Below are 20,230 nucleotides of genomic sequence, written 5' to 3'. Positions count from 1 at the left end.
GGCAGACCTTCCGTGAGCAGGTTCCCGGGCTGTTGGAGCGCCATCAGCGCCGCACCACGCGGCTGAGCGGCCAACTCTCCGGCTCGCGGCGAGACCAGCCGGCGCAGAACTGCGGTGACGGGCAGGTCGGTCAGCAGCAGCACACGACGCACGCGTCCTCGACATGCTCGCCACACCCGCCCCCAGCGGACCCAAGACCCGGGCGAGAGCGATCGACATCGACGACACCGACCGCCGAACCGCCGACGCCGGCGAGCACATCGAGGACCAGGACGACGCCGAGCCCGGTGACGGCGACCAGGACGACGCCGACGTCGAGGAGCGGTTCCTCGTCCGGTTCATGACCGACCGCGACCCCACCCTGCTCCGCGACTTCATCGACCTGCGCGTGATCAACCCCGAACGCCGCGACTGGCGACGCGGATATGTCGCCGCTCGGCGCCGGCACGCCACCCACGGCCACCTGCGCGCGCCGCTTCCGGGGCGCCGGCACCGACCGCCCGGAACGGAGCGCGGGCGCCGCGCCTCGGCCGTGGTCGAGGCGCGGGTACACGCGGCGTCGAACGGGTCGGGGACGGACTCGGCGGCGTCGGAGTGCGGGAAGTCCATGGCTGAACCGGTGGCACTTGTGGACGGCCTCGTCAACGACCTCGAGAGCTGTCGTCTCCCAGCTTCGAGATCCCCGCAGCCGAGCCTGACGCCGTCGTGCGCCACCTCCCGCCGTGGCGAAGACTTGACGAACGTAGGTTGTGGCCTCACCCACCCGTCGTATCGGCCCTGGTTCCACGGCAGTTGCCCACTGCCCCAGCCGTGACCGGTCGCGGCGATGAACTCGCTGGTGTGCAGCGCATCCACCGGGAACGGCGGCATGTACTCGGCATCGTCCGGCAGGCGCCGGCCGTTGTACCGTGCGGTGTGCACCCGCGCCGGCGGCTGATTCCACACCGGCCGGCCGTTCGGCCGGATGTGCGGCCGCGGGTCCCGTGCCCACGCACACACCGCGTCGTGCCGAAACAGTGATCGAACGAGCGGTTCTCCTGCATCAGGATCACCACGTGCCCGACGTCCTCGACCGTCCCTGTCGTGCGGGCGAGCTCGATCGCCGGCGCCTTGCCAATCGTCCCTGGAAGCAATTGCGTTGCCGCGACGCCGGCCGGCGATGCGCCGGCGCCGACACGCAGCAATGGTGCGAAGTCGGCCGGGGCACAGGTCACGCGGTCGGCATGTGAGTCACCGTCGCGGCCGCTTGAGCTGCCTGCGTTGTCACCACCGAGCCGGCCCGCGCGGCTCGTCCGGTGGCCCGCCACGCGAGCATGCGCATCCCGGCGGCCGGGGTGGGTGGGAAGACTCCCAGTTGACCGAGCATCGTGACGTCATCACGTATCGCCTTGTGCCGGATCACCTTGCCGTCACGCAGGTCGAGCACATGGATCTGCTCAAAATCGATCTCGCGCCCTGTGGGCGGCACGACCTGGTCCACGGCGCCCTCCTTGAAGAGGACGAAGGCGCCGCTGTGACGCCCCTGCATACGAAGTCGGACCCATACCTCGTCGTCGTTGTGAAGGGAACAGCGGGTCTTCGGCGGCGTTCTATTGCTCGGCGTCGACGCGGGAGACGTGGTACTGGCGGATCCGCCAGCCGGCGTCGTCGAGGCGGAGGACCAGTGACAGGTGCACATGGACCTCCCAGCCGTGCGCGTCGCCGAACGTGACGTCCGCGAAGCCTCCGGCGACCTGCTCGCCGATCGTGTATGTGCGCAGGACCGTCACCTCTGCCCTTCGGCCGGCCGGTACGGCTTCGTAGTAGCCCCGCACCGCGTCCCGGCCCGTGAGGACGGTGGGGCCGAAGCCCTGGAAGAGGGCGTCCGGGGTGAACAGGTCGGCCATGGCGTCGGACCGATGTCCGTCGAAAGCGGCTTTCCAGTACCGAAGGACGTCATGCATCGGATGGCTCATTGCTTCAACTCTCCTCGGCGCGGGGCGTGCGGGCAGCGGCTCCTGCCACGAATGGTCACGGACCATGACCGGAGGGTCTCGAGGATCAACCAGCCGACCGGTCCACTATAAAGTAGTCGAGCGGTCGTATACTCACAACCATGGGACGAACCAGTGACGCCAGGGGAAAGATCGTCAGCGCCGCGCAGTCGCTCATCGAGCTGCGTGGCTACTCGGCGCTGGGCGTGGCCGAGATCTGCACGGCGGCGGGGGTGCCCAAGGGGAGCTTCTACCATTTCTTCGCGTCCAAGGAGGCGCTGGCGCTGACCGTGCTCGACGAGCACTGGGTCGGCCGGCGTCGCGAATGGACCCGGGTTCTGCGCGGTGACGCCGACCCCCTGCAGCGGTTGCGGCAGCTCTTCGAGGAGACCGAGGCAAGCCAGCGCGCGGGGCAGAAGAGCTGTGGCACCGTCTCCGGCTGCCTGTTCGGGAACCTCACGTTGGAGTTGAGCAATCAGACCGAGGCGATCCGCGGGCGCCTGCAGGAGATCTTCGATGCCCAGGTCGACATGGTGGAGTCGGTCGTCGCCGAGGCGCGCGAGCGTGGTGAGGTCGCCGTCGCCGACACCCGTGAGGCCGCGCGAGCGGTCGTCGCGCAGTTGGAGGGACAGGTGTTGTTCGCCAAGCTCTACAACAACACGTCCCAGCTGAGCTTTCTCTGGGCGAACTGCCTGGCCCTGCTGGGCGCCCGGACGCCGCGGCAGGAGGCGGCCGAGGCGTGAACGCCGGTCCGCCGCCGGCGGGTCGCGGTGTCTCGCGCCGGAGTCCCGTCGGCCCGGAGGCCTCGGCGTGCGTCGGGCGCCTGGGCGTCTCAAGCGGCGAGGTCGTGCAGTGTCTTGTCTCGTCGTGAGATGGGACGGACTCGACCAGGGAAGGTAGTGGCCCGCCCGGGCCGGTCCCCGGGGTGGCCGGCCCGGGCGGTTCGTTTTCGCGGCAGTGGGCGGGCCCCGCCGGAGGCTGGTTCCAAGGCGGCCGCAGGGGCACGAATAGGCGCGCCCCGCCCCGGGGCCCCGACACCGGCGGCGATGACACGCTCTGCGGTCGCGCGGTCTGCGATGTCGCCCTGGACGGTGACGACGTCGGGGTCGTCCGATGCCGGGATGCGGCGCGAGGTGGCGACGACGCCGTAACCCAGCTTGCGGTAGGCGGTGACGATCCCGGCCCCGATGCCCTGCGACGCACCCGTGACGACCGCGACCTTCCGAACCTGCGTGCTCATGAAGACCTTCTTTCGGAAAGTTGAGGATGATCCGATCCAGCCGACCGGTCGCCTATTGTAGTAGACGATCGGTCGTCTATGTTGGATCCAGACGACCGCTCGGGATGGTTTCGAGGACCGTGCGCGCTGTCTGGAACGGGGCGTGCGCGCAGGACGCGCGGGCGGCCACACCGCCTTCGGCGCACCAGCTACGAGGGGCCGACGGCCCCGCAGAACCAAGGAGAAGTGCCATGAAGGAGTTCCTGGTCGAGCTCACCACCACCGTTCCCGAGGGCACCGACCCTGCGGAGGTCGACCGTCGTCGCGCCGAGGAATCCGCCAGGGCCGGGGAATTGGCCGCGGCCGGTCACCTCGTCAGGCTGTGGCGCCCGGCGGGCGAACTGCGCAGCATCGGCATTTGGCGGGCCGCGGACGAGGGCGAGCTGTACGAGAAGGTGCTCGGCTCCCTGCCCCTGTGGCCGTGGATGACCGCTGCGGTGACGGTCTTGGTGCCCCACCCCAACGACCCCGGCGGGGCTGCCGTCGCCGGCTGATCGCACGGACCCGACGGGCTTCGCCGCCGCAGCAGCCCACAGCACCCGATCTTGACCCATTCGGACCCGTCGCCTACGTTGAAATAGTCGACCGGTCGTCTAGTATCGAAGCCCAGTACCGAACCCCAGTACCGAACCCCAGTACCGAAACGGAGCCACCCGTGGCCACTCCCGTCAAGCTTGCGATCATCTACTACTCCTCCACCGGCACCATCGCCGAAATCGCCAAGGAACTGCGCGATGCCGGTGTGAAGGCGGGTGCCGAGGTCCGCCTGGTAAAGGCCGCGGAACTGGCCCCGCGGGCGGCCATCGAGGCCAATCCGGCGTGGGCGGCCAACCACGCGGCCACCGCGGACATCCCCGAGGCGACGCCCGAGGACATCGAGTGGGCGGACGCCGTACTCTTCGGATCCGCCACCCGGTTCGGCAACATCGCCGCGCAGCTCAAGCAGTTCATCGACACCCTGGGCGGGCTGTGGGCACAGGCGAAACTGGCCGACAAGGTCTACAGCGGCTTCACCTCGTCCGCGACCCTCCACGCCGGCCAGGAGACGACACTCCAGGCGCTCTACACCAGCGTCCACCACTTCGGCGGCATCGTGGTCGCCCCCGGCTTCACGGACCCGGTCAAGTTCGCCGACGGCAACCCTTACGGCACCTCGCACGTGGACGGGCAGGGCACGAACCCGGTGGACGACACCACCCGCGCCGCCGCCCGTCACCAAGCCGAGCGCGTGGTGACGATAGCGGCTCGGCTCAAGGCAGCCTGACCCATCCGCCGGCGGCATCGGGGCAGGCCGGCGCCGCCACACCGGCGGCGCCGGCCGATCGACCGCCGTCCGACGGTGGCAGGCTCGCCGCGAACCCGAATGGACCGGGCGCCCTGCCCGAACCGGATCGACGACGGACGGCATCCCGTCACAGCGCGGATAGCGGACGCGGGCGTGCGCCCGCACGTCATGGGGCCAGGACGTGCCCCACCGCCATCGCGGAGGCCACGGCACCACCGACCACGACGGCCGAAGCCGCGGCAACCGGCAGTCGCAGGGTCCATGCGCCCAGCTTCGCCGCCTTGGATGCCCGAGCCAGTATGGCGTCGCGTCCCCGCGGTACGGCCAACCCGACGCCGGCGGCCGTGGGGCCCGCTGCCCACATCCGTCGACCAGACCATCGGTCAAACGGTGGGCGTGGTCCGCGACGACCGATTCGCCATCGGACTGTGAGCGCGCAATGACCACGGAACTCGACCCGGCGGTAGCCGCCGTCGTTCCGCCGTATCCGGCACGCGACGCTGTAGGCACCGCGCGGTGGATCAACCGGCCTGCTCGGGGCCGTGATCGCTCGGGCGCCGTGTCCGCCGCTCCGGACCATTGGAGGGCCATGCGGCCCGGAATGACGACCTGTTCGGGACGCGCGCAGCGTCAGCCCCACGATGCGGGGGTGCGCGTTCCGGGCGATGACCGCCGATTGCGCGTACGGCGGCCAGGACGGCCTTTCGGGGAACTCCGCGATGCTGCAATGCCGTTCGTGATGACGTCGGAGCCACGACACGGGCTCCGGGCCCACGTCGACCAGGCCCACACCCCTGTCGACGCCGCCGTCCAGGCCTGGGAGAACGCCGGGATCCCGGTGACCGGCACACGGCTCCCCGCACCTTCCGCGACGGCCGCACCGAGACCTGGTGGGCCACATGGGCCGATGGGGACCGTGAACTGCACGAGCGACCGGTGGCGGCGTGTCCGTGGCGAGAGGCGGTCCGCAGGTGGGACGGGCGACGCGAATCCGCCGTCGCCCCGGGCCGCAGTCGTGAAAACCATGCTGCACTCCCCCAGAGCCGGCGACGAGCGGCCGTAGACCATCGACCGAGCAGCGCATCCGACTTCACCGTCAATTATCACTCGCCGGACCCTATTGGGTGATGTGCACACGTCGGTTGCGTGAAGAGTGTTGATCGCGTGGTGTCGTGACATGACCAGGCGGCGAACTCTCGTTGTCCTGACGGGGAACTCTCTTTGCGAGGGCGCGCAGAATTCGTCCGGAGAAGTAGCGTCCGCCGCATGACATGGATACGTGTGGTGGCCGAGAGAGGTCATGCGCTGCTCGTCTTCGGTTCGGGAGTCGGCGTGCGGTCCGGATCGGCGCACGTGTCGCCGCAGCACGTCGAACCCGTCGTCTCCACGAAGGACTGAGCCACCAGCGGGGGCTGTTCGTTCAGCGTGGCCTGCTCCCCGGAGCAGGCCGGCGCCTGGGCGTTGGACCTGCTGACCGTCCGGTGCCCGATCAGCACATCGGGCGTCACCGGCGACCCGCGGAGTGTTTGGCGATGTCGAACCGGTGTGAGGCGGCGACATCGACAAGTTGGACCTTTGCGCTGCTGAAGCGGAACGGGCTGCTCCACCGATAGGCACCCCCACGCGCTGCGGGTTGCCTTCCCCCGTCGGGGCAGGCAACCCGCGGGGCACCGTCGATCGAAAGAGTCACTGTGAAATCCCTTGCGGCGGCCCGATTCCGGGCACTGCGTCCGCTGCTCGTCGGCCTCCTGGCCGCGCCGATGGTGCTCCTCGCACTCGCGGGCACGGCCCAGGCACACCCCTTCGGCACCCCGCCGGTGGCCCGCGTCTCGGCCGAGGGCACGACCGTCGACGTCGTCTGGTCGGCCGCGTCGGACGACCTGGCCGTACTCGACGAGACGGCCCGGACCCAGGCGGTGACCCAGGCCCAATACCTGGGCTCGCACATCAAGGTGAGCCAAGGAGAAGTGGCCTGCCGACTCGACGAGGCGGACACCCAACACCTCGCCGCCCACGGCGCCCGACTGCGTTACGGCTGCCCCCGCCCCGTGGGCACGATCACCCTGTCCATCACCGCACTGTCCGACGTCGACCCGAAATACCGCACCATCTCCGTGACCCCGGCCGGCAGCGGCGGCCTGCACACCGCGAACGCGCCGACTCGTGAGCTCGCCGTCGGCCCGTCGAGCGCCGACCACTCCGTCGACACCGGAACGCCGCACGGACGTGGCACCGTGTGGACCACGGATCTGGCCGCACTCCTGGATCACCGTGCCGCGCTGCCTTTGGCGCTGCTCGTCGCCGCGCTCGTGGGCGCCTTCCACGCCTGCGCCCCGGGCCACGGGAAGATGCTCGCGGCAGGTTTCCTCCTCGGCGGTCGCGCCCGAGCGCGACACGCGCTGTGGCTGGGCGTCATCGTCGCGACGATGCACACCGCGTCGGTGGCCGCGCTCGCCGTCGGGTGGTGGCTCGCCGCCGAGAGCGCCCCGGACGTCGCCGCACTGACCGGCTGGCTCCAACTGATCGCCGCACTGGTCGTGGTCGGCGTCGGAGTGAACCTCCTACGACGCCACCGGTCCGCCCTCGCCCACCGACACAGCCACGACCACACGCATGGACACGGACACGATCACACGCACGGACACGAGGACGGGCACGGACACGATCACACGCACGGACACGGGCGCGGGCACAGTCATGCCATCCCCACCGAGTCGCTGCTCACCAGGCGCGGCCTCGTGCTGCTCGGCACCTCCGGCGGCCTGCTTCCCTCCCCCTCCGCGTTCCTCGTGCTGCTCAGCGGGCTGCTCACCGGCCGGTTCGGTGTCGCCCTCCTGATGGTGGCGGCCTTCGGCGTCGGCATGGCACTGACCCTCACCGGCGTCGGGCTGGCCGTACTGCGCGGACGCGACGCCCTCCTGGCCCAGGCATCCAAGTCGGCGAAACTGCGCGCATGGACCCGCCGACTGCCCATTGCCGCAGCTTCGGCCGTCGTGGCCGGTGGTGCCGTGGCCTCCGCGATGGCGGCGGGGCACGTCCTGGCCCCATGACGAGCGAGTGCGACGGCAACGATCCAGGCGTCGAGCGCCGCCGCGGTGCTTCCACCGCCGGCCACGTCTCCCGCACCCAACTCCGCACCGCGTCCTCGTTCCACTCCACCGCCCGCCGAGCCGGTTGCCGACACGACCACCCGGCACGCCGCAATGGATCCCACACCCCGTGGGTCGAGTACGTCACACCGAAACGGCGTCGGATCACCGCCTTCACTGGCATCGACGTCCAGCGCTGATCCGCCCAGCCATGGGCTCGCGGACCCTTCTCCAACTCCCTTTCCAATGCCGGCAGCCGACACACGAACTTCCCCTGCACGGCAGCCAGTTCGCCAACCCACAAGCCGACATCAGGAAGGTGACCACCGATCACCGGACGGATGGCGGGTCCCACGCACGGTCACGAAAGGAACCGTTGCGGACCGGTTTCCCCACGCACCCACAGGAGTTCACCCAGTGTAAATCCACGGCGGTGTCGCCGCCTTCTACGCTTCCGACTGACCCGTCGGGGCGACGTGCGCCGATGAGGGCGATACCGGCTCGCCATCTCTGCCATCCACAGGGGAAGTCCCAGCCTCGGGCAGCGACCGTGTGTGCGGACGGGTCCCTCCGGAATGCGAGCGATCGAATCAACGAGCTATCGAATCAATCTGCACCGCGATCAGAAAGAGGTCAGTCGATGCGCAGACTGTATCGACCCACCCGAAGCTTGACGGCTTCGATAGTGCACTCACTCATGGCTGTCACCGGTTCCGCGTCAGCGGCGGCCGTCGTGCCGGCCACCCCGGAAAGCGGCGTGGCGGCCGACACCGTCGCCGCCACGGGGACGTTCCTCGACGCGACCACATGGTCGTGGTCATGATGGAAAACCGGAACTCCTCCTCCCGGATCCTGTGCAGAGCAGCAGGTCTGGGCACCATGCTGCTCCTGCTCGTCGTGGGCTTTTGTGCCCAGCCGGCTGCTGCGCATGTGTCACCGCAGCACGCCGAACTCGTCGTCACGACCAAGGAGAACGTCACCAGCGGGCGGCTGATCGTCCATCGTGATGTGGTGTCGCCCGAGAAGGCGGGTGCCTGGGCGTCGCACCTGCTGAGCGCGGCGTGCCCGGCCACCGGCTCCGGCGTCGCCGGGGATGCCGGCGGTGTCCCCGGCGGTGTCGTGGTCGAGCTGGCGTGGAGCTGCCGCGTCGACAAGCTCGACCTGAGCGCGATGTTGAAGCAGGGCGGGCTGACCCAGGTCATCGCCGAGTTCGACGGCACCACGGTCAACGCCAACGCGCAGACCCCCGTCGTCGACGCCTCGGGTGCGCACGCGCTCCCCGCCTTCCCGTGGGGAGTGGTGGGGCTGGGCATCGCGGTGGCCGCCGCGCTGCTGCTCGCGGTGTGGGGGATCCGCACCGGGCGACTCGAGGTCGCCAAGCTGGTCGCCAGGGTGCGCGCCGGCCGTAGGCGGATGAGGCTGGCCGCTGTCGGCGTGGTGACACTGTCCTGTCTGGCTCCCCAGATGGCAGGGGCGGCGCCGCTCGCCGAGGAGTCGGCGGCGACCGCGAACACGGTCACGGGCACGGTCTTCGAGGACGTCAACGGCAACGGCAGGCGCGACACGGGCGAGGCCCCGATGGCCGGCGTCGATGTCACCGACGGTGCCGGCTGGACAACGACCGGCGCCGACGGCTCGTACAGCCTGCGGATGGACCCGACCCGCCGGGAGACCGACCTCGTCAGCATCGTTTCCCCCAACGGCTACACCCCCGCGCTGCGGGAGGATTACGTCCCGCAGTACTTCCACAAGGTCCCGGAGGGCGCGGGCCCGCACTCCGGGATCGACTTCGCGCTCGTCAAGGACAAGAACGCCGCCAACCCCACCGAGAAGTGGTTGATGGTCTCCGACACCGAGACGGCCGGCGGCCCGGAGTGGACCGGCCACGTCGAGGCGATGTCCGAGGTGGACGGCGCGTCGATGGCGATCGACACGGGTGACATGACGGTCATCGACGGGACTCCGCCGTCGGGCCGGCAGCGCAATTGGGACGGCCTGCGCAAGGGCCTGACCGACGGCAGACTCGGCATGCCCTTCTACCCGGTGATCGGCAACCACGACTTCGGTGGTGATGTCGACTCCCGTGGCTACGGCGGCAGTATGGAGTTCTACCGGCGGAACATGGGCCCGGAGTGGTACAGCTTCGACCGCAACGGCCGTCATATCGTCGTGCTCGAGGACAACTACGACTCCAGCGGCCTCGCACCGCAGCTCGAGTGGTTGCGTGAGGACCTCAAGCGCCACGCGGTCGGCAAGCAGGTGCTGGTCTTCGCGCACCGGTCGCTGTTCACCCAGTGGGGTCCGGGGGCCGGCATGCAGCCGACCGTCGACGAACTGGCGAAGTACGACGTGCGACTGTTCGCCGCGGGCCACAACCAGCAGGCCGAGTTCCGCCGTGGCGCCTGGGACCGCTCGGTCGAGATCAACAACCAGGGCAACTACGGCATCGACGGCTCCCAACCCGACTACAAGATCCTCGACTTCAAGGAGATCACCGACGACCCGGCCACCAAGCGCAACGAGGACACCGGCCTCGTCACCGGTACGCACCGGGAGTTCAACGTCCAAGACGATGCCGCGCTGGTCAGCCCCGCACAGGACAGCGTCCACCCCACCGGCGACAAGATTCCGGTCGAGCTGTACGCGGAGGACGACGGCCGCACCCCGGCCACCGCGTCCCTCGTCGTCCGTGACGACCGCGGCCGTACGGTGAAGAAGGGGAAAGACCTGAAGTTCGGCGTGAGCAAGGACCGGAGGGGCATCGAGAACTGCTACACGGCGCCCGGCGGCAAGCCGGAGCCGTGCCCGGACGCGCGGATGTCCTGGACCCGGGTCAGTGACCGGATCGAGGGTCTGGCCCCGGGAACGTATACGGCCGAGATGATCGCCGTCGACACCAAGGGCAAGGCGTGGCCCACCATCACCAACACCTTCCAGGTGGTGCCCAAGGGCAAGCTGCCCAAGCCCGAGAGCGGCCAGGACTGGACCCGTCAGGGCCGCGACGAGGCAGGGCGCTCCGCGAGCTCGGACGATCCGGGCAGCGAGCTCGGCCTGCGCTGGGCCGCCAACACCGGTGAACAGTTCAACCTCAACGGATCGGTGATCGCAGACGGCAAGGTGATCGTCGCCTCCCGGGCGTTCGACTCCCCGTACAGCATGATGCTCGCCTACGACCTCAAGTCCGGTCGCGAGATCTGGCGTACCTACCTGGACGGCGACGCCGAGTCGGTGCCCACCCTGCACGACGGCAAGGTCTACCTGACCACCGGTGTCGGCCGGATCTACGCTCTCGACGCCGAGCGCGGCCGGATCGTGTGGCAGTCGATCGACCGTGAGGAGCAGCACGGTGACACCGTGCGCCGCTACGGCCGCGCGGGCGGCCCGGTCAGCGTCTTCGCGCTTGCGGGCACCGACCAGCGCTCGGTCGCCGTCTACCAGGACGCGTACAACATCCGCTGCCGTGACGCCGCGACCGGCGCAATGCTGCCCGGCGGCTTCGGCGGCTCGTTCGCCTGGGGCCAGTTCCACAGCACGGCGATCCGTCGGCCCGGCTCCAACACCGCCTATCTGCACGATGGTTCCAGCAACAAGCTGATCGCCATGGATCTGGCGACCTGCACGAAGCAGTGGGAACAGGACACCGGCGGCGGCCTCGACAGCATGTCCTCCCCGGTCCTCACCGACCCGGCCGGCGGCGACCCGCAATTGGTGACGGCGACCGCGAGCGGTGTCCGCGGGCACGACCTCACGACCGGTAAGGTGCTGTGGAAGAACCCCTCGGACGACCCCTGGCTCTGCGAGCCCGGCAAGGCTCCGGTGACCAGCCCCGCCGTCTGGGGCGACATCGCCTACGTCGCGAGCCGTGAAGGTTTCGTCCGCGCCTACGACACCAAGGCGGCCGACCCGTCCAAGCCGCTATGGGAGACCAAGGTCGGCTACCTGCCCGGAGAAAGCCCCAAGGACGACAAGGCGAAGGTGGCGAGCGGCTGCGCCAAGGACACCGGGCCCGGATCCCCTGCCATGCACGCGCTGGCGACCAAGGACTATGTCTACGCGGGCACCCGCGACGGGCGTCTGCTCGTTCTGGACCGCGCCGCCGGCACGCTGGTGACCGAGTACAACCTCGGCGGCGGGGTGACCTCGGCACTGTCCGTCAGCGGTTCCTGGGTGATCGCCCTCACCGACGACGGGTCGATCCACGCTCTGGCGGCGAACGGCCGCCGGCGGCCGAAGACGTCCCTGACGGCGACCCCGACCGGGACGACGGATGCGCAACCGGGCCACGCCATCGACGTGCGCGGCACGTTCGATGTGTCGGCGAACGGGCCGATCAACGACGTGGACCTCAGCGTGACGCCGCCCTCCGGGTGGCAGGTCGACGGCCCGACGGTGTCGAAGCCGGATATGCGGGACGGTTCCTCGATCGAGGGCCGGTGGGCCGTCACGCCACCGAAGCAGGCTGCCTCCGGGTATTACGACCTGCCGGTCGTCGCCACCTACCATTTCCGATTCCCCAATGATCCGCTGGACCACCCGGTGCGTGTGGAGAAGGTGGTCCGGGTGTTCGTGCCGCCGCCCAACCCGAGCGGAACCGCGTATGTCAGCGACCTGCCGTTCCTGAGCGCGTCCAACGGGTGGGGCCCGGTCGAGCGCGACAAGTCCAACGGTGAGAACGGCGCCGGCGATGGAGCGGCCCTGACCCTCGACGGGAAGGCGTACGCCAAGGGCCTGGGAGCGCACGCGAGCAGCGATGTCACCATCTGGCTCGGCCGTTCCTGTAGCGCCTTCCACGCTGTGGTCGGTATCGATGACGAGAAGGCCGGTGGTGGTTCGGTGTCGTATCAGGTGCTCGGCGACGGCCGGCAAATCGCCGACACCCCTGTCGTCCGCGGCCCCGACAGTGCCCGCGCCGTCGATGCCGACGTGACGGGGGTGAGGATACTGACGCTGCGGATCAACGACGGCGGTGACGGCAACGGCTCCGACCACGCCGACTGGGCCGACGCCCGGGTGGTCTGCGGCTGAGCCATCCGCGGTCCGTTCTCACCGCGCGGTTGGCCTCATGACGCCACGGTGAGTCGGAACCGCCGTTCCCACCCGCACATCATCCTCGGCGTACGTGGTCCCTGGGTCGGCCTGTGGCAGACCCAAGGACCATCAAGCCGAGGATGATGTGCACCGGCCGCCCGCCTGCACTCCGACGGTGTGCGGTACGCGCATCCCGGCGGCCTCGGCCCGCCGGGCGAACGCGGTGAGCAGTGTCGTCTTCCCGACGCCCGGCTCCCCGAGCAACACCAACGACCCACCGCCGTGCCGGACATCGGTCCCGCGAACGCGGGTACCGCGAGCGCGGCCAGTGCCGCGAGGCCCGCGAGCAGCACGGCGAGCGGGCGCCGTACGACGAACCGGGCCCAGCGTTCCCCGGCAGCGGGGCGCGCCTTCCGGTCGACCGGGCGGCGGCGCGGTCGCGGCACGGCGACCGGGAATCGATCGATCCGGTGCCCCGCGAAACCCAGCAGCGCGGGCAGCAGCGTGATGGCCACGAGCACGGCGACGACGACCGCGGCCGAGGCCGCGAGGCCCATCGCGGTCAGGAACGGCACACCCGCGACGGCCAGTCCGGCCAAGGCGACGACGACGGTCAGGCCGGCAAAGACCACCGCGCTGCCGGCCGTCGCGTTCGCGCGGGCCGCGGCCTCGGGCACCGGCATGCCCTCGGCGAGGTGGCGGCGGTGCCGGGACACGATGAACAGCGCGTAGTCGATGCCGACCGCGAGACCCACCGTGAGCGCGAGCACGGGCGCGGTGGTGATGACTTCGAACGACCCGGACAGCGCCAGGAGTCCGGCCATCCCCACGCCGGCGCCCACGAACGCCGTCAGCAGCGGCAGTCCGGCGGCGACCAGCGAGCCGAGCGTGACCATCAGCACGATCGCGGCGACGACCAGGCCGACCACCTCGCCGCCTTCGACCTTCGCCGGCTCGGTGCAGGCGTCGCCGCCGAGCCCGGCCGGTCCGCGCTGCTCACCGAGTTCACCACGTTCGCACTGCGGGACCCGGACCCGCGCGACGTCATGCGCGCGCACAAGCGCACCGTCGAGCGGACGGCGGCGGACATCATCACCGGCCTCGCGAGCGACTGCGGGGAGGAACTCGCCACCCCCGCCGCGGACATCGCCATCCACTTCCTCGCCGGCGTCGACGGCCTGACGGAGCGGCAACTACTGCTGGCCGCGAGCACCCCGAGCACGCACGACACGGGCCCGGCGGCAGCGGAGGCCGAGGCGAGAGAGTTCGCCGCGGCCGAGACCGAGCGCGCCCTCGAACTGCTCGTCGGCGCGACGCTCGACCTCTGCCGCTGCCCGCCCGACAGGGCTGACGACGGCGCTCAGCCGCATTGCCGCGGCTCCGCCCGCGCGACCGGTACGACATCCTCCGCGCACGCCGGTCGCGGGATTGCCGCGAAGTGCCGAGCGCCGGCGAGGAGACACACCGCCACCGCGGCCGGCACCGCGTACGCGAGCGGAACTGCCCCGTGGAACCCAGCAGTCCGCTGACCGCGCCGCCCGTGACGACGCCCGCGTAGTTGAAGATTCAGGCGGGCCAACACCGCCTCCGAGGCCCCGGGACGCAACCGCGCCGCGGAGGCCAGACACAGCGGCGCCAAGGCCGACGCCCCCACGCCCACCGCGCCGGCCGCCAGGACGGCGAACGGCCAACTCGGCGCGGCGGCCATGCCTGCGAGGGCACTCGCGACCAACACGGCCGCGCCGCGGACGACCACGGACGCGCCGAACCTGTGCACGAGCCGGTCGGTGCCGGCGCGGCCGACGACCGTGCCGGCCTGGTACGCCGCGTACGCCATCGGGGCCACGGTCAGGGACGCGCCCAGAGCCCGGCGGAGGTAGACCGCCGACCACGCCGAGACGGTGGAGTCCACGACGTAGACGACCGGCAGCACCAGGCCGAACGGGAGGAGTTGCCGCCACAACCGGCCTCCCGTCGGCGGCTGCGCCGACGCGTCCGGCGTCGCCGCGGACGAAGGAAGGGGATGCGTGCGTATGCAGGCGACGAGCACCAGGAGAACGACCGCCTGGACGTCGAGGCCGCGGGCCGCGGGCCACTCCAGCCGGGCCGACGCCGCGGTGAGCATGGCCGCGACACCGCCCACGCTCCACGCCGCATAGAACGACCCGAAGACGCTGCGCCGATATGCGCGTTCGATCGCAGCCGCACGGGTGTTGGCCCCGACATCGAGGGAACCGACCGCGAGCCGAAGAAGACGTACGCGCAGACGACCGTCGGCGTGTCCGGGGGCCCACCCGATCAGCGTCAGCGCGACGGCGGCTGCCGCCGGCGCCCCGCGGGTCGTGACGAGGGGGCCGACACGACGGATCGCCGCCAACCCCAGGTAGCTGCCGACCCCCGCCATGAGCGCCACCGCCACCATCAACCCGGTGCTCGGGAGCGGGGCCAGGCGCAGGCGTTCGGTGACCGCGGGGACCGTCGTGAACACCGCGGCGACCGACATGCCCTGAGCGGCGAACGCGATGATCGCGGCCCGTCGAGCCCTCGCCAAGACGACGTGCCCGGTGCCGGTTCGGTCCGCGGCGCTGAGGGCCATGGTCGTCGCGCCTCCAATCCGTGTGTGTACCGCCAGTGCGAGGAACGGGTCCGGGACGCGAAAACCGTATTGGGGCGCGGACGCGGAACTCAGGACGGCGGAGGCCGTACAGGGGACTTCGCAGGCCATCCCTCATGACCGGTGCGGCGCGACGGCTACGGTGGTCGCCCAGGAGAAGGTGAGCGCGATGTCCTCTGCCCTCGACCGCACAGACGCCTCCGGTCGGATGGACCCGCACGGCACCAGCCGCAGCACATCGGCGACGATCCGGCCGAACATCCTGCGGTACCTCGTCGCGGTCACCGATCACCGTCAGCCCGTAGGCGTCCGCGAACGACCGCAGGTACGACAGGACCTGGCGGTGTGGCGGGTAGTCCGCGAAGTGCCCCGGCATCGGAAAGCCGCCGAAGCCCGACAGGGTCCTGCTGGAGATGAAATGCGCCGACTCGTACATCGGGCTTCCGGGATTGTCGATGTCCCGGATACCGCCGGGCCCGGTGTGCCGCTCCACATGCGTGTACGGCAGATTCCGCTCGGCAAGGGCCCTGGCGACCGCCGGCCCGGCAGGTCCCGCCCCGATCACACACGTATCCCACTGGCCTTCGCCCACGAGTCCGCCTCCTCCGTCATCCCGTTGCACGGGTGTTGAAGGCAACGTATTCAGCCGCCGTTCCACCGGAACCGACCCGGGCGGCCACAGACAGGACCTTGGCGGCCCGTGCCGGCGGAGGGGTCGATGCGGCGGTCCTGTCCTGTACGGCTACCGGGTCGCACGTCGAATCCCTGGTCCCGGGGCGGTTCTCCCGGATGGGTCGATCGCGCGAGGCACGAAGTCGGGGCCCTCGTGAGGGATCTTCGCCGGCTTTCGCAGGAGTGGGTCGACTGTGACGGTGAGGCCTCCGGTGGGGTTGGCAACGACGGTGAGGGTCCCGTGGTGTGCCGTGGCGACCGCGTGGACGATCGCGAGCCCGAGTCCGTGGTTGGACGGGGCCGAGACCCAGGTCCGCCGCCCGCAGGCGGAACGCCCCGGCCGCCGGGCGTTCGTCTCGGGCAAGCATCGGCAGAACACGATCAGGACGACGACGTTCAGCGACGGCCAGGGCCGTATGCTGCTGTCCGGTGTCGTTCGGCCGGGCCGCACGCATGACCAGACCGCCGTCCGCAGCGAGGGCATCGCCGAGCAGTTCCGCCATCGCCCCCGCGTAAAAGCCAAGGTCGACTCCGGATACATGGGGTTGGCCAAGGAATTTCCCCGACAGGTGATCGCCCCGCCGAAAAAGCCGAAGGACGACGTCTGCGATGGCGACCGGTACGCCTGGCGCGAGGCGCGGCGTCGGCAGTTCTCGGCCCGGATCTGCGTCGAACACACCAACGCCGAACTCCGGCAGTGGGCGCCTGCCGAATTCTTCGCCCCAGGGGATGTCGACGCATTCCCCGCCATCCCCCGAGCGGTCGCGATACCGGGCGGTCGCGAATAGGGCGCGACGGCCCCACGCCGTCGCTCCGGGTCTCCGATCACGATCCTGTGCCGCGTACGAGAACGCCCGGTGGCGTGGGCGCCGGCCGGTAGTGGCCGAGTAGTCCCACACCACCGGGCGAGTAAAGCGGCACCGTCCGAGGCGTCGACACCCGCACATCCCGACGCGTCGACTCGGTGTCGACCATCTCAAGCTCGGTTGACTCGAGCTTGGTTGACTCCGCTCGGCTAACTCAGGCTCAGCGTGAGCGCCCCCGAGTAGGTCCCCGGGCGTACGAACGCCGGGGTCGTCAACGTCAGGGCGGCGTCCGCCGAAACGCTGCCGCCCGTGGCTCGACCCTCGACCGGCGTCTGCGTGCACAATTGGGCCTGGGTCGCCCCGAGCGGCCCCGGAGTGCCCGGGGTGACCGTTCCGGGCGCGCCGTCGGCCGCCACGCACGCGGGGGTCCAGGCCACGCTCCCGGCCGGGAGCTTGTCGGTGCCGTTCTCGGCCGTCAGCTCCGACATCGTGCCGGTGAGCGACCACCCGAGGTCGGTCCCTCGGGCATCGACCACGGTGACCCGGTTGAGCGCGGCGTTCAGGCGCAGCGGTTTGCCGTCGATCGTCGCGCTGCCGAAGTCGATCCGGCCGCCGGCCTGGGACATCGTCAGGCCGCCGGGCTTGATCTGCCCGCTGACCGACTGGGTCAGCCGAGCCGGGCCCTCGCCCACCGTGTACGGCGTCCGCATGCCGATCGCGGGGTTGCCGAACTCGTACGCCGCGACCGCGGCGGTGGCCGCGGCGGTCACCGTGAACGTCGCGGTGAACGAGCCGTTCGCGTCCGCGGTGGTGGTCACGGCGTCCTCCGTCGGCGCCCCGGGCTCGTCCTGGGGTTGGACGGTGATCTGGGCGTTCGGTGAGAACGCGGTACCGGTGACGGTCACCTGGGTGCCGACCGGACCGGTGTTCGGGCTCAGCACGAGCCCCCGCCCGCCGACCGGTACGGACACGACGGTCAACGGCGCCTCCAGGGCCACCGATCCCGACGTGACCTTCAGGAGCGCCGCCGTACTGGGAACCGCGCCGGCGACGTGCACCCACCCCGACAGCACACCGTCGACGACCTTGACGTCGCTCGCGGCGATGGTCGAGTAGCCGTTGTCGCAGAATCCGCCGAACTCGGGGAAGCACATGGTCAACCCCACCGGACCGGCCGGCCAGTGCGCGCCGGACAGCGTGACCCGGGAGTTCGAGTCGACGGTGCTCGGCGTCGCGGTCAGCGTGGGCGCCTGACTGCCCTGCTCGACCGTGTACGACGCGACCACGCCGTTACCGGAGATCGGCACGCACGTCGCCGTCGCGAGCAGGTTTCCGCCGACGATGGTCTGCACCACGATCGACTTCAGGGTGAGGTCCACCGTGGATCCGGCCGCCGCACCGACGATCGTCGTAGGCACGGTGAACGGGGGCGGCACGATGGGCGTGTTCACCTCGATCGGCGTTTCGAACGACGGTGGCGCCGCCGAGAGATCCCCGGTCGTGCCGCCGGACATGGCGAACGTGTAGACGGACTTGATCGTCGCGAGCGGAATCGGGATCGGGCTGGTCGCCGGACTCCCACCCGCCACGACGTGCATCGAGGTGGCACCGTCACCGTGCGTCGGGTCCAGGGTCACCTCGAACTGCTGCTGCCCCTCGGGGGCACCGACCGGGGTCGTGCACCGCATGACCGGGGTCACGGTGCCCGCGCCCGCCGTCGGCGCGAGGGCGACCAGACCGCCGCCGAGGGTCAGGGCGGCCGCCGCCACCGAGGCGGCCCAGCGATGGCGGGTCAATCTTCGGGATAGCCGTTTTGACACGTTGCTCCTTCGTGTGGGCGGCCGGTGCGGACGACCTGTTCGGAGCCCGTCGGAAACGAAAGGCGTAGCGAACTATTCGCACATTTGGATCATCCGTAGTCAAGAGCGAGACGCGATCCGATTCATTCGACACGTGTCACCATGATCGAGAAATACCCGGGAAACCGAATATTCTTCGCCGATGTGACTGATCGTGAATTGCGATCATGAATTGTCCATCGTGGATTTCGCTGTCGGAGAATTGCGTTCCGATCCCGCTTGACGAAATCCGAAACTTCGGATTCACTCCAAATGCGCCGACAGGAACTTCCGCAGTATCTGTCGAAAGGGGCACCTTCCATGTCACGATCCAAAGCCCTCGCGGCCGGCGCCGCCGTCTTCGCCGGCGCCATGGCCGCGACCGTCGCACTCGGCGGCACGGCCACGGCCGGCGGCCCGTCCACCGCGAAGTACGACTGTCTGACCTCGATCGGGATCAGCTACACCGGCAAGACCGCGACCTTCACCACCAACGCGTCGCACCAGCTCTCGGCCACCATCGCGCTCGCGCCGCTGATCACCATCAACAACGGCGACCTCACGATCACCGCCAACCTCGGGGGTCCGAGCGGCACGGTCACCTTCAGCGGCACCGCCGGCACGTCCGGCCCCTTCGGTCCGGTCAACCTGGGTCCGCTGAACAAGACGGCGGGCACGATCTCCGCCGGTCAGGCCATGACCGTGATCCAGTCGGCCAGTCCGCCCAGCGCCACGAACTGGTCGGTCAAGCTGCACCACAATCCCAACAACGTCGACATCTGGTGTGTCGGCAAGAGTGCGTTCAGCCCGGCTTTGACCTACTGATCCACCAGCCCCGCACTCGGCGCGGCGGGGGAATCGACAGCCCGGGGTTCGACGCCGCCTCGATCGTCACGTTTGGGCCGGCCAGGCCCGAGGTGCCGTCGAACCCCGGTGCGCACGACCTCGCGACCTCGCGACCTCGCGACCTCGCGACGTCCCGACTCCCGACCATAGGCCGCGCTCGCGATCACCCGCCGCCGACTCCCACCCGTACGCCCTTGTCGACAGTACCGTCATGGCTGCCGTACACCGGGCCGCTCGGCCCCGCCCGGACGCCAGCGTTCGAGGCCGGGGGCCAAGGGCACGGGCCGCCAGGACGAGAGGGCGGCGTGAGCAGCATCGCCTTCCCACGCGGGCTGACCGGACCGCGCGACGCGCCCTTCGACTTCTCCTTCTCCGGCCTCAAGACCTCGGTCGCGCGCTGGGTCGAGGCCCGGCAGCGGGCCGGCGAGACGGTGCCGGTGGCCGACGTCGCGGCCTCCTTCCAGGAGGCGGTGGTGGATGGCCGGAGTTGGAAAGAGCAGGGCCTGTCTCCGATCGCTTCCGCCGTGTGCGGTCCGGTGGCATGGAGCCGGGACCGGCCGCCGTCGAAGTACGCGGCGCAAGAAGTCCTGGACCGGTACGGGATCCGCTCCGCCGGGTGGGCCCGGTGCGGGGACGCCTTCGGTTGGGGTGAAGGCCCGGCAGGGCCGGCGTGATGCCTGCGCCCTGCCGGGACCGGTTGGGTTGGTGTGACGGTGGGCGGGTGTCCGTCGCCGACCATGCACCCTGGACACGCCACCCGAACGTCGACGGGAAACGCCACCCGTTGCGGGCGATCGAAC

At 70.3% G+C, this 20,230-nt stretch carries 16 protein-coding genes and 4 pseudogenes; 10 read left to right on the top strand and 10 right to left on the bottom strand.

Annotated features, from left to right (window positions below; all coding sequences use genetic code 11):
* Positions 1-163: 163 nt before the first annotated feature.
* Positions 164-814, top strand: coding sequence for a helicase associated domain-containing protein (locus OG948_RS56145; protein ID WP_331772804.1), 651 nt, complete (start codon positions 164-166; stop codon positions 812-814).
* Here OG948_RS56145 and OG948_RS56140 read toward each other — a convergent pair.
* The 3 genes from OG948_RS56140 to OG948_RS56130 form a co-directional block, all read right to left on the bottom strand.
* Positions 756-1,043: a hypothetical protein gene (locus OG948_RS56140; protein WP_331773627.1), complete on the bottom strand. Its 288-nt coding sequence runs from the start codon at positions 1,041-1,043 to the stop codon at positions 756-758. The genes OG948_RS56145 and OG948_RS56140 overlap by 59 nt on opposite strands.
* A gap of 167 nt (positions 1,044-1,210) precedes the next feature.
* Positions 1,211-1,678, bottom strand: a complete 468-nt coding sequence (locus OG948_RS56135) for an ester cyclase (protein WP_331772803.1) — start codon at positions 1,676-1,678, stop codon at positions 1,211-1,213.
* Positions 1,590-1,943: an SgcJ/EcaC family oxidoreductase gene (locus OG948_RS56130; protein WP_331772802.1), complete on the bottom strand. Its 354-nt coding sequence runs from the start codon at positions 1,941-1,943 to the stop codon at positions 1,590-1,592. Before OG948_RS56130 ends, OG948_RS56135 begins: the two co-directional genes overlap by 89 nt.
* 152 nt (positions 1,944-2,095) lie before the next feature.
* Between OG948_RS56130 and OG948_RS56125 the strand changes: the two genes are divergently transcribed.
* A complete protein-coding gene (locus tag OG948_RS56125; protein WP_331772801.1) occupies positions 2,096-2,716 on the top strand; it encodes a TetR/AcrR family transcriptional regulator in 621 nt (206 codons plus the stop codon).
* 275 nt (positions 2,717-2,991) lie between these two features.
* Here the strand turns inward: OG948_RS56125 and OG948_RS56120 are convergent.
* Positions 2,992-3,213: pseudogene (locus OG948_RS56120) on the bottom strand (SDR family NAD(P)-dependent oxidoreductase); the annotation flags it as partial.
* A 230-nt stretch (positions 3,214-3,443) separates the two neighbouring features.
* Between OG948_RS56120 and OG948_RS56115 the strand changes: the two are divergent.
* The 4 genes from OG948_RS56115 to OG948_RS56100 all read left to right on the top strand — a co-directional run bounded on the left by OG948_RS56115 (position 3,444) and on the right by OG948_RS56100 (position 7,587).
* The gene (locus tag OG948_RS56115; RefSeq protein ID WP_331772800.1) at positions 3,444-3,746 is read left to right on the top strand and encodes a muconolactone Delta-isomerase family protein; all 303 of its coding nucleotides are present in this window, start codon (positions 3,444-3,446) and stop codon (positions 3,744-3,746) included.
* Between the two features lie 161 nt (positions 3,747-3,907).
* Positions 3,908-4,516, top strand: coding sequence for an NAD(P)H:quinone oxidoreductase (wrbA, locus tag OG948_RS56110; protein ID WP_331772799.1), 609 nt, complete (start codon positions 3,908-3,910; stop codon positions 4,514-4,516).
* A gap of 1,287 nt (positions 4,517-5,803) precedes the next feature.
* A complete protein-coding gene (locus tag OG948_RS56105; protein WP_331772798.1) occupies positions 5,804-5,935 on the top strand; it encodes a hypothetical protein in 132 nt (43 codons plus the stop codon).
* A 293-nt stretch (positions 5,936-6,228) separates the two neighbouring features.
* Positions 6,229-7,587, top strand: a complete 1,359-nt coding sequence (locus OG948_RS56100; RefSeq protein ID WP_331772797.1) for a hypothetical protein — start codon at positions 6,229-6,231, stop codon at positions 7,585-7,587.
* A gap of 124 nt (positions 7,588-7,711) precedes the next feature.
* Here OG948_RS56100 and OG948_RS56095 read toward each other — a convergent pair.
* A pseudogene (locus tag OG948_RS56095) lies at positions 7,712-7,810 on the bottom strand (winged helix-turn-helix domain-containing protein); the annotation flags it as partial.
* 449 nt (positions 7,811-8,259) lie between these two features.
* A complete protein-coding gene (locus OG948_RS56090) occupies positions 8,260-8,409 on the bottom strand; it encodes a hypothetical protein (RefSeq protein ID WP_406300793.1) in 150 nt (49 codons plus the stop codon).
* Positions 8,410-8,445: 36 nt separating this feature from the next.
* Between OG948_RS56090 and OG948_RS56085 the strand changes: the two genes are divergently transcribed.
* Positions 8,446-12,651 carry an NPCBM/NEW2 domain-containing protein gene (locus tag OG948_RS56085; RefSeq protein ID WP_331772796.1) on the top strand — a complete coding sequence of 1,402 codons (4,206 nt, stop codon included), beginning with the start codon at positions 8,446-8,448 and terminating at the stop codon, positions 12,649-12,651.
* A 35-nt stretch (positions 12,652-12,686) separates the two neighbouring features.
* Here the strand turns inward: OG948_RS56085 and OG948_RS56080 are convergent, their stop codons facing one another.
* From OG948_RS56080 to OG948_RS56070, 3 genes and pseudogenes are all read right to left on the bottom strand, one after another.
* Positions 12,687-13,712, bottom strand: a complete 1,026-nt coding sequence (locus OG948_RS56080) for an MMPL family transporter (protein ID WP_331772795.1) — start codon at positions 13,710-13,712, stop codon at positions 12,687-12,689.
* A gap of 302 nt (positions 13,713-14,014) precedes the next feature.
* Positions 14,015-15,250: an MFS transporter gene (locus OG948_RS56075; protein WP_331772794.1), complete on the bottom strand. Its 1,236-nt coding sequence runs from the start codon at positions 15,248-15,250 to the stop codon at positions 14,015-14,017.
* 310 nt (positions 15,251-15,560) lie between these two features.
* Positions 15,561-15,860: pseudogene (locus OG948_RS56070) on the bottom strand (NAD(P)-binding protein); the annotation flags it as partial.
* 331 nt (positions 15,861-16,191) lie between these two features.
* Here OG948_RS56070 and OG948_RS56065 point away from each other — a divergent pair.
* Positions 16,192-16,728, top strand: coding sequence for a transposase family protein (locus tag OG948_RS56065; protein ID WP_406300792.1), 537 nt, complete (start codon positions 16,192-16,194; stop codon positions 16,726-16,728).
* A gap of 227 nt (positions 16,729-16,955) precedes the next feature.
* Here OG948_RS56065 and OG948_RS56060 read toward each other — a convergent pair whose 3' ends face one another.
* Positions 16,956-18,566 (bottom strand): hypothetical protein, encoded by a 1,611-nt coding sequence (locus OG948_RS56060; RefSeq protein ID WP_331772792.1) that lies wholly within the window; start codon positions 18,564-18,566, stop codon positions 16,956-16,958.
* A 339-nt stretch (positions 18,567-18,905) separates the two neighbouring features.
* Here OG948_RS56060 and OG948_RS56055 point away from each other — a divergent pair, with 339 nt between their 5' ends.
* Both OG948_RS56055 and OG948_RS56050 read left to right on the top strand, forming a co-directional pair.
* Positions 18,906-19,409 carry a hypothetical protein gene (locus OG948_RS56055; protein ID WP_331772791.1) on the top strand — a complete coding sequence of 168 codons (504 nt, stop codon included), beginning with the start codon at positions 18,906-18,908 and terminating at the stop codon, positions 19,407-19,409.
* A gap of 314 nt (positions 19,410-19,723) precedes the next feature.
* Positions 19,724-20,038, top strand: a pseudogene (locus OG948_RS56050) (tRNA (adenosine(37)-N6)-threonylcarbamoyltransferase complex transferase subunit TsaD); the annotation flags it as partial.
* Between the last annotated feature and the right edge of the window lie 192 nt (positions 20,039-20,230).

The sequence above is a fragment of the Embleya sp. NBC_00888 genome (assembly GCF_045207655.1).
Lineage (GTDB): Bacteria > Actinomycetota > Actinomycetes > Streptomycetales > Streptomycetaceae > Embleya.
Note: the sequence above shows the minus strand (reverse complement) of the source record. Positions and strands in the feature narration are given on the sequence as shown.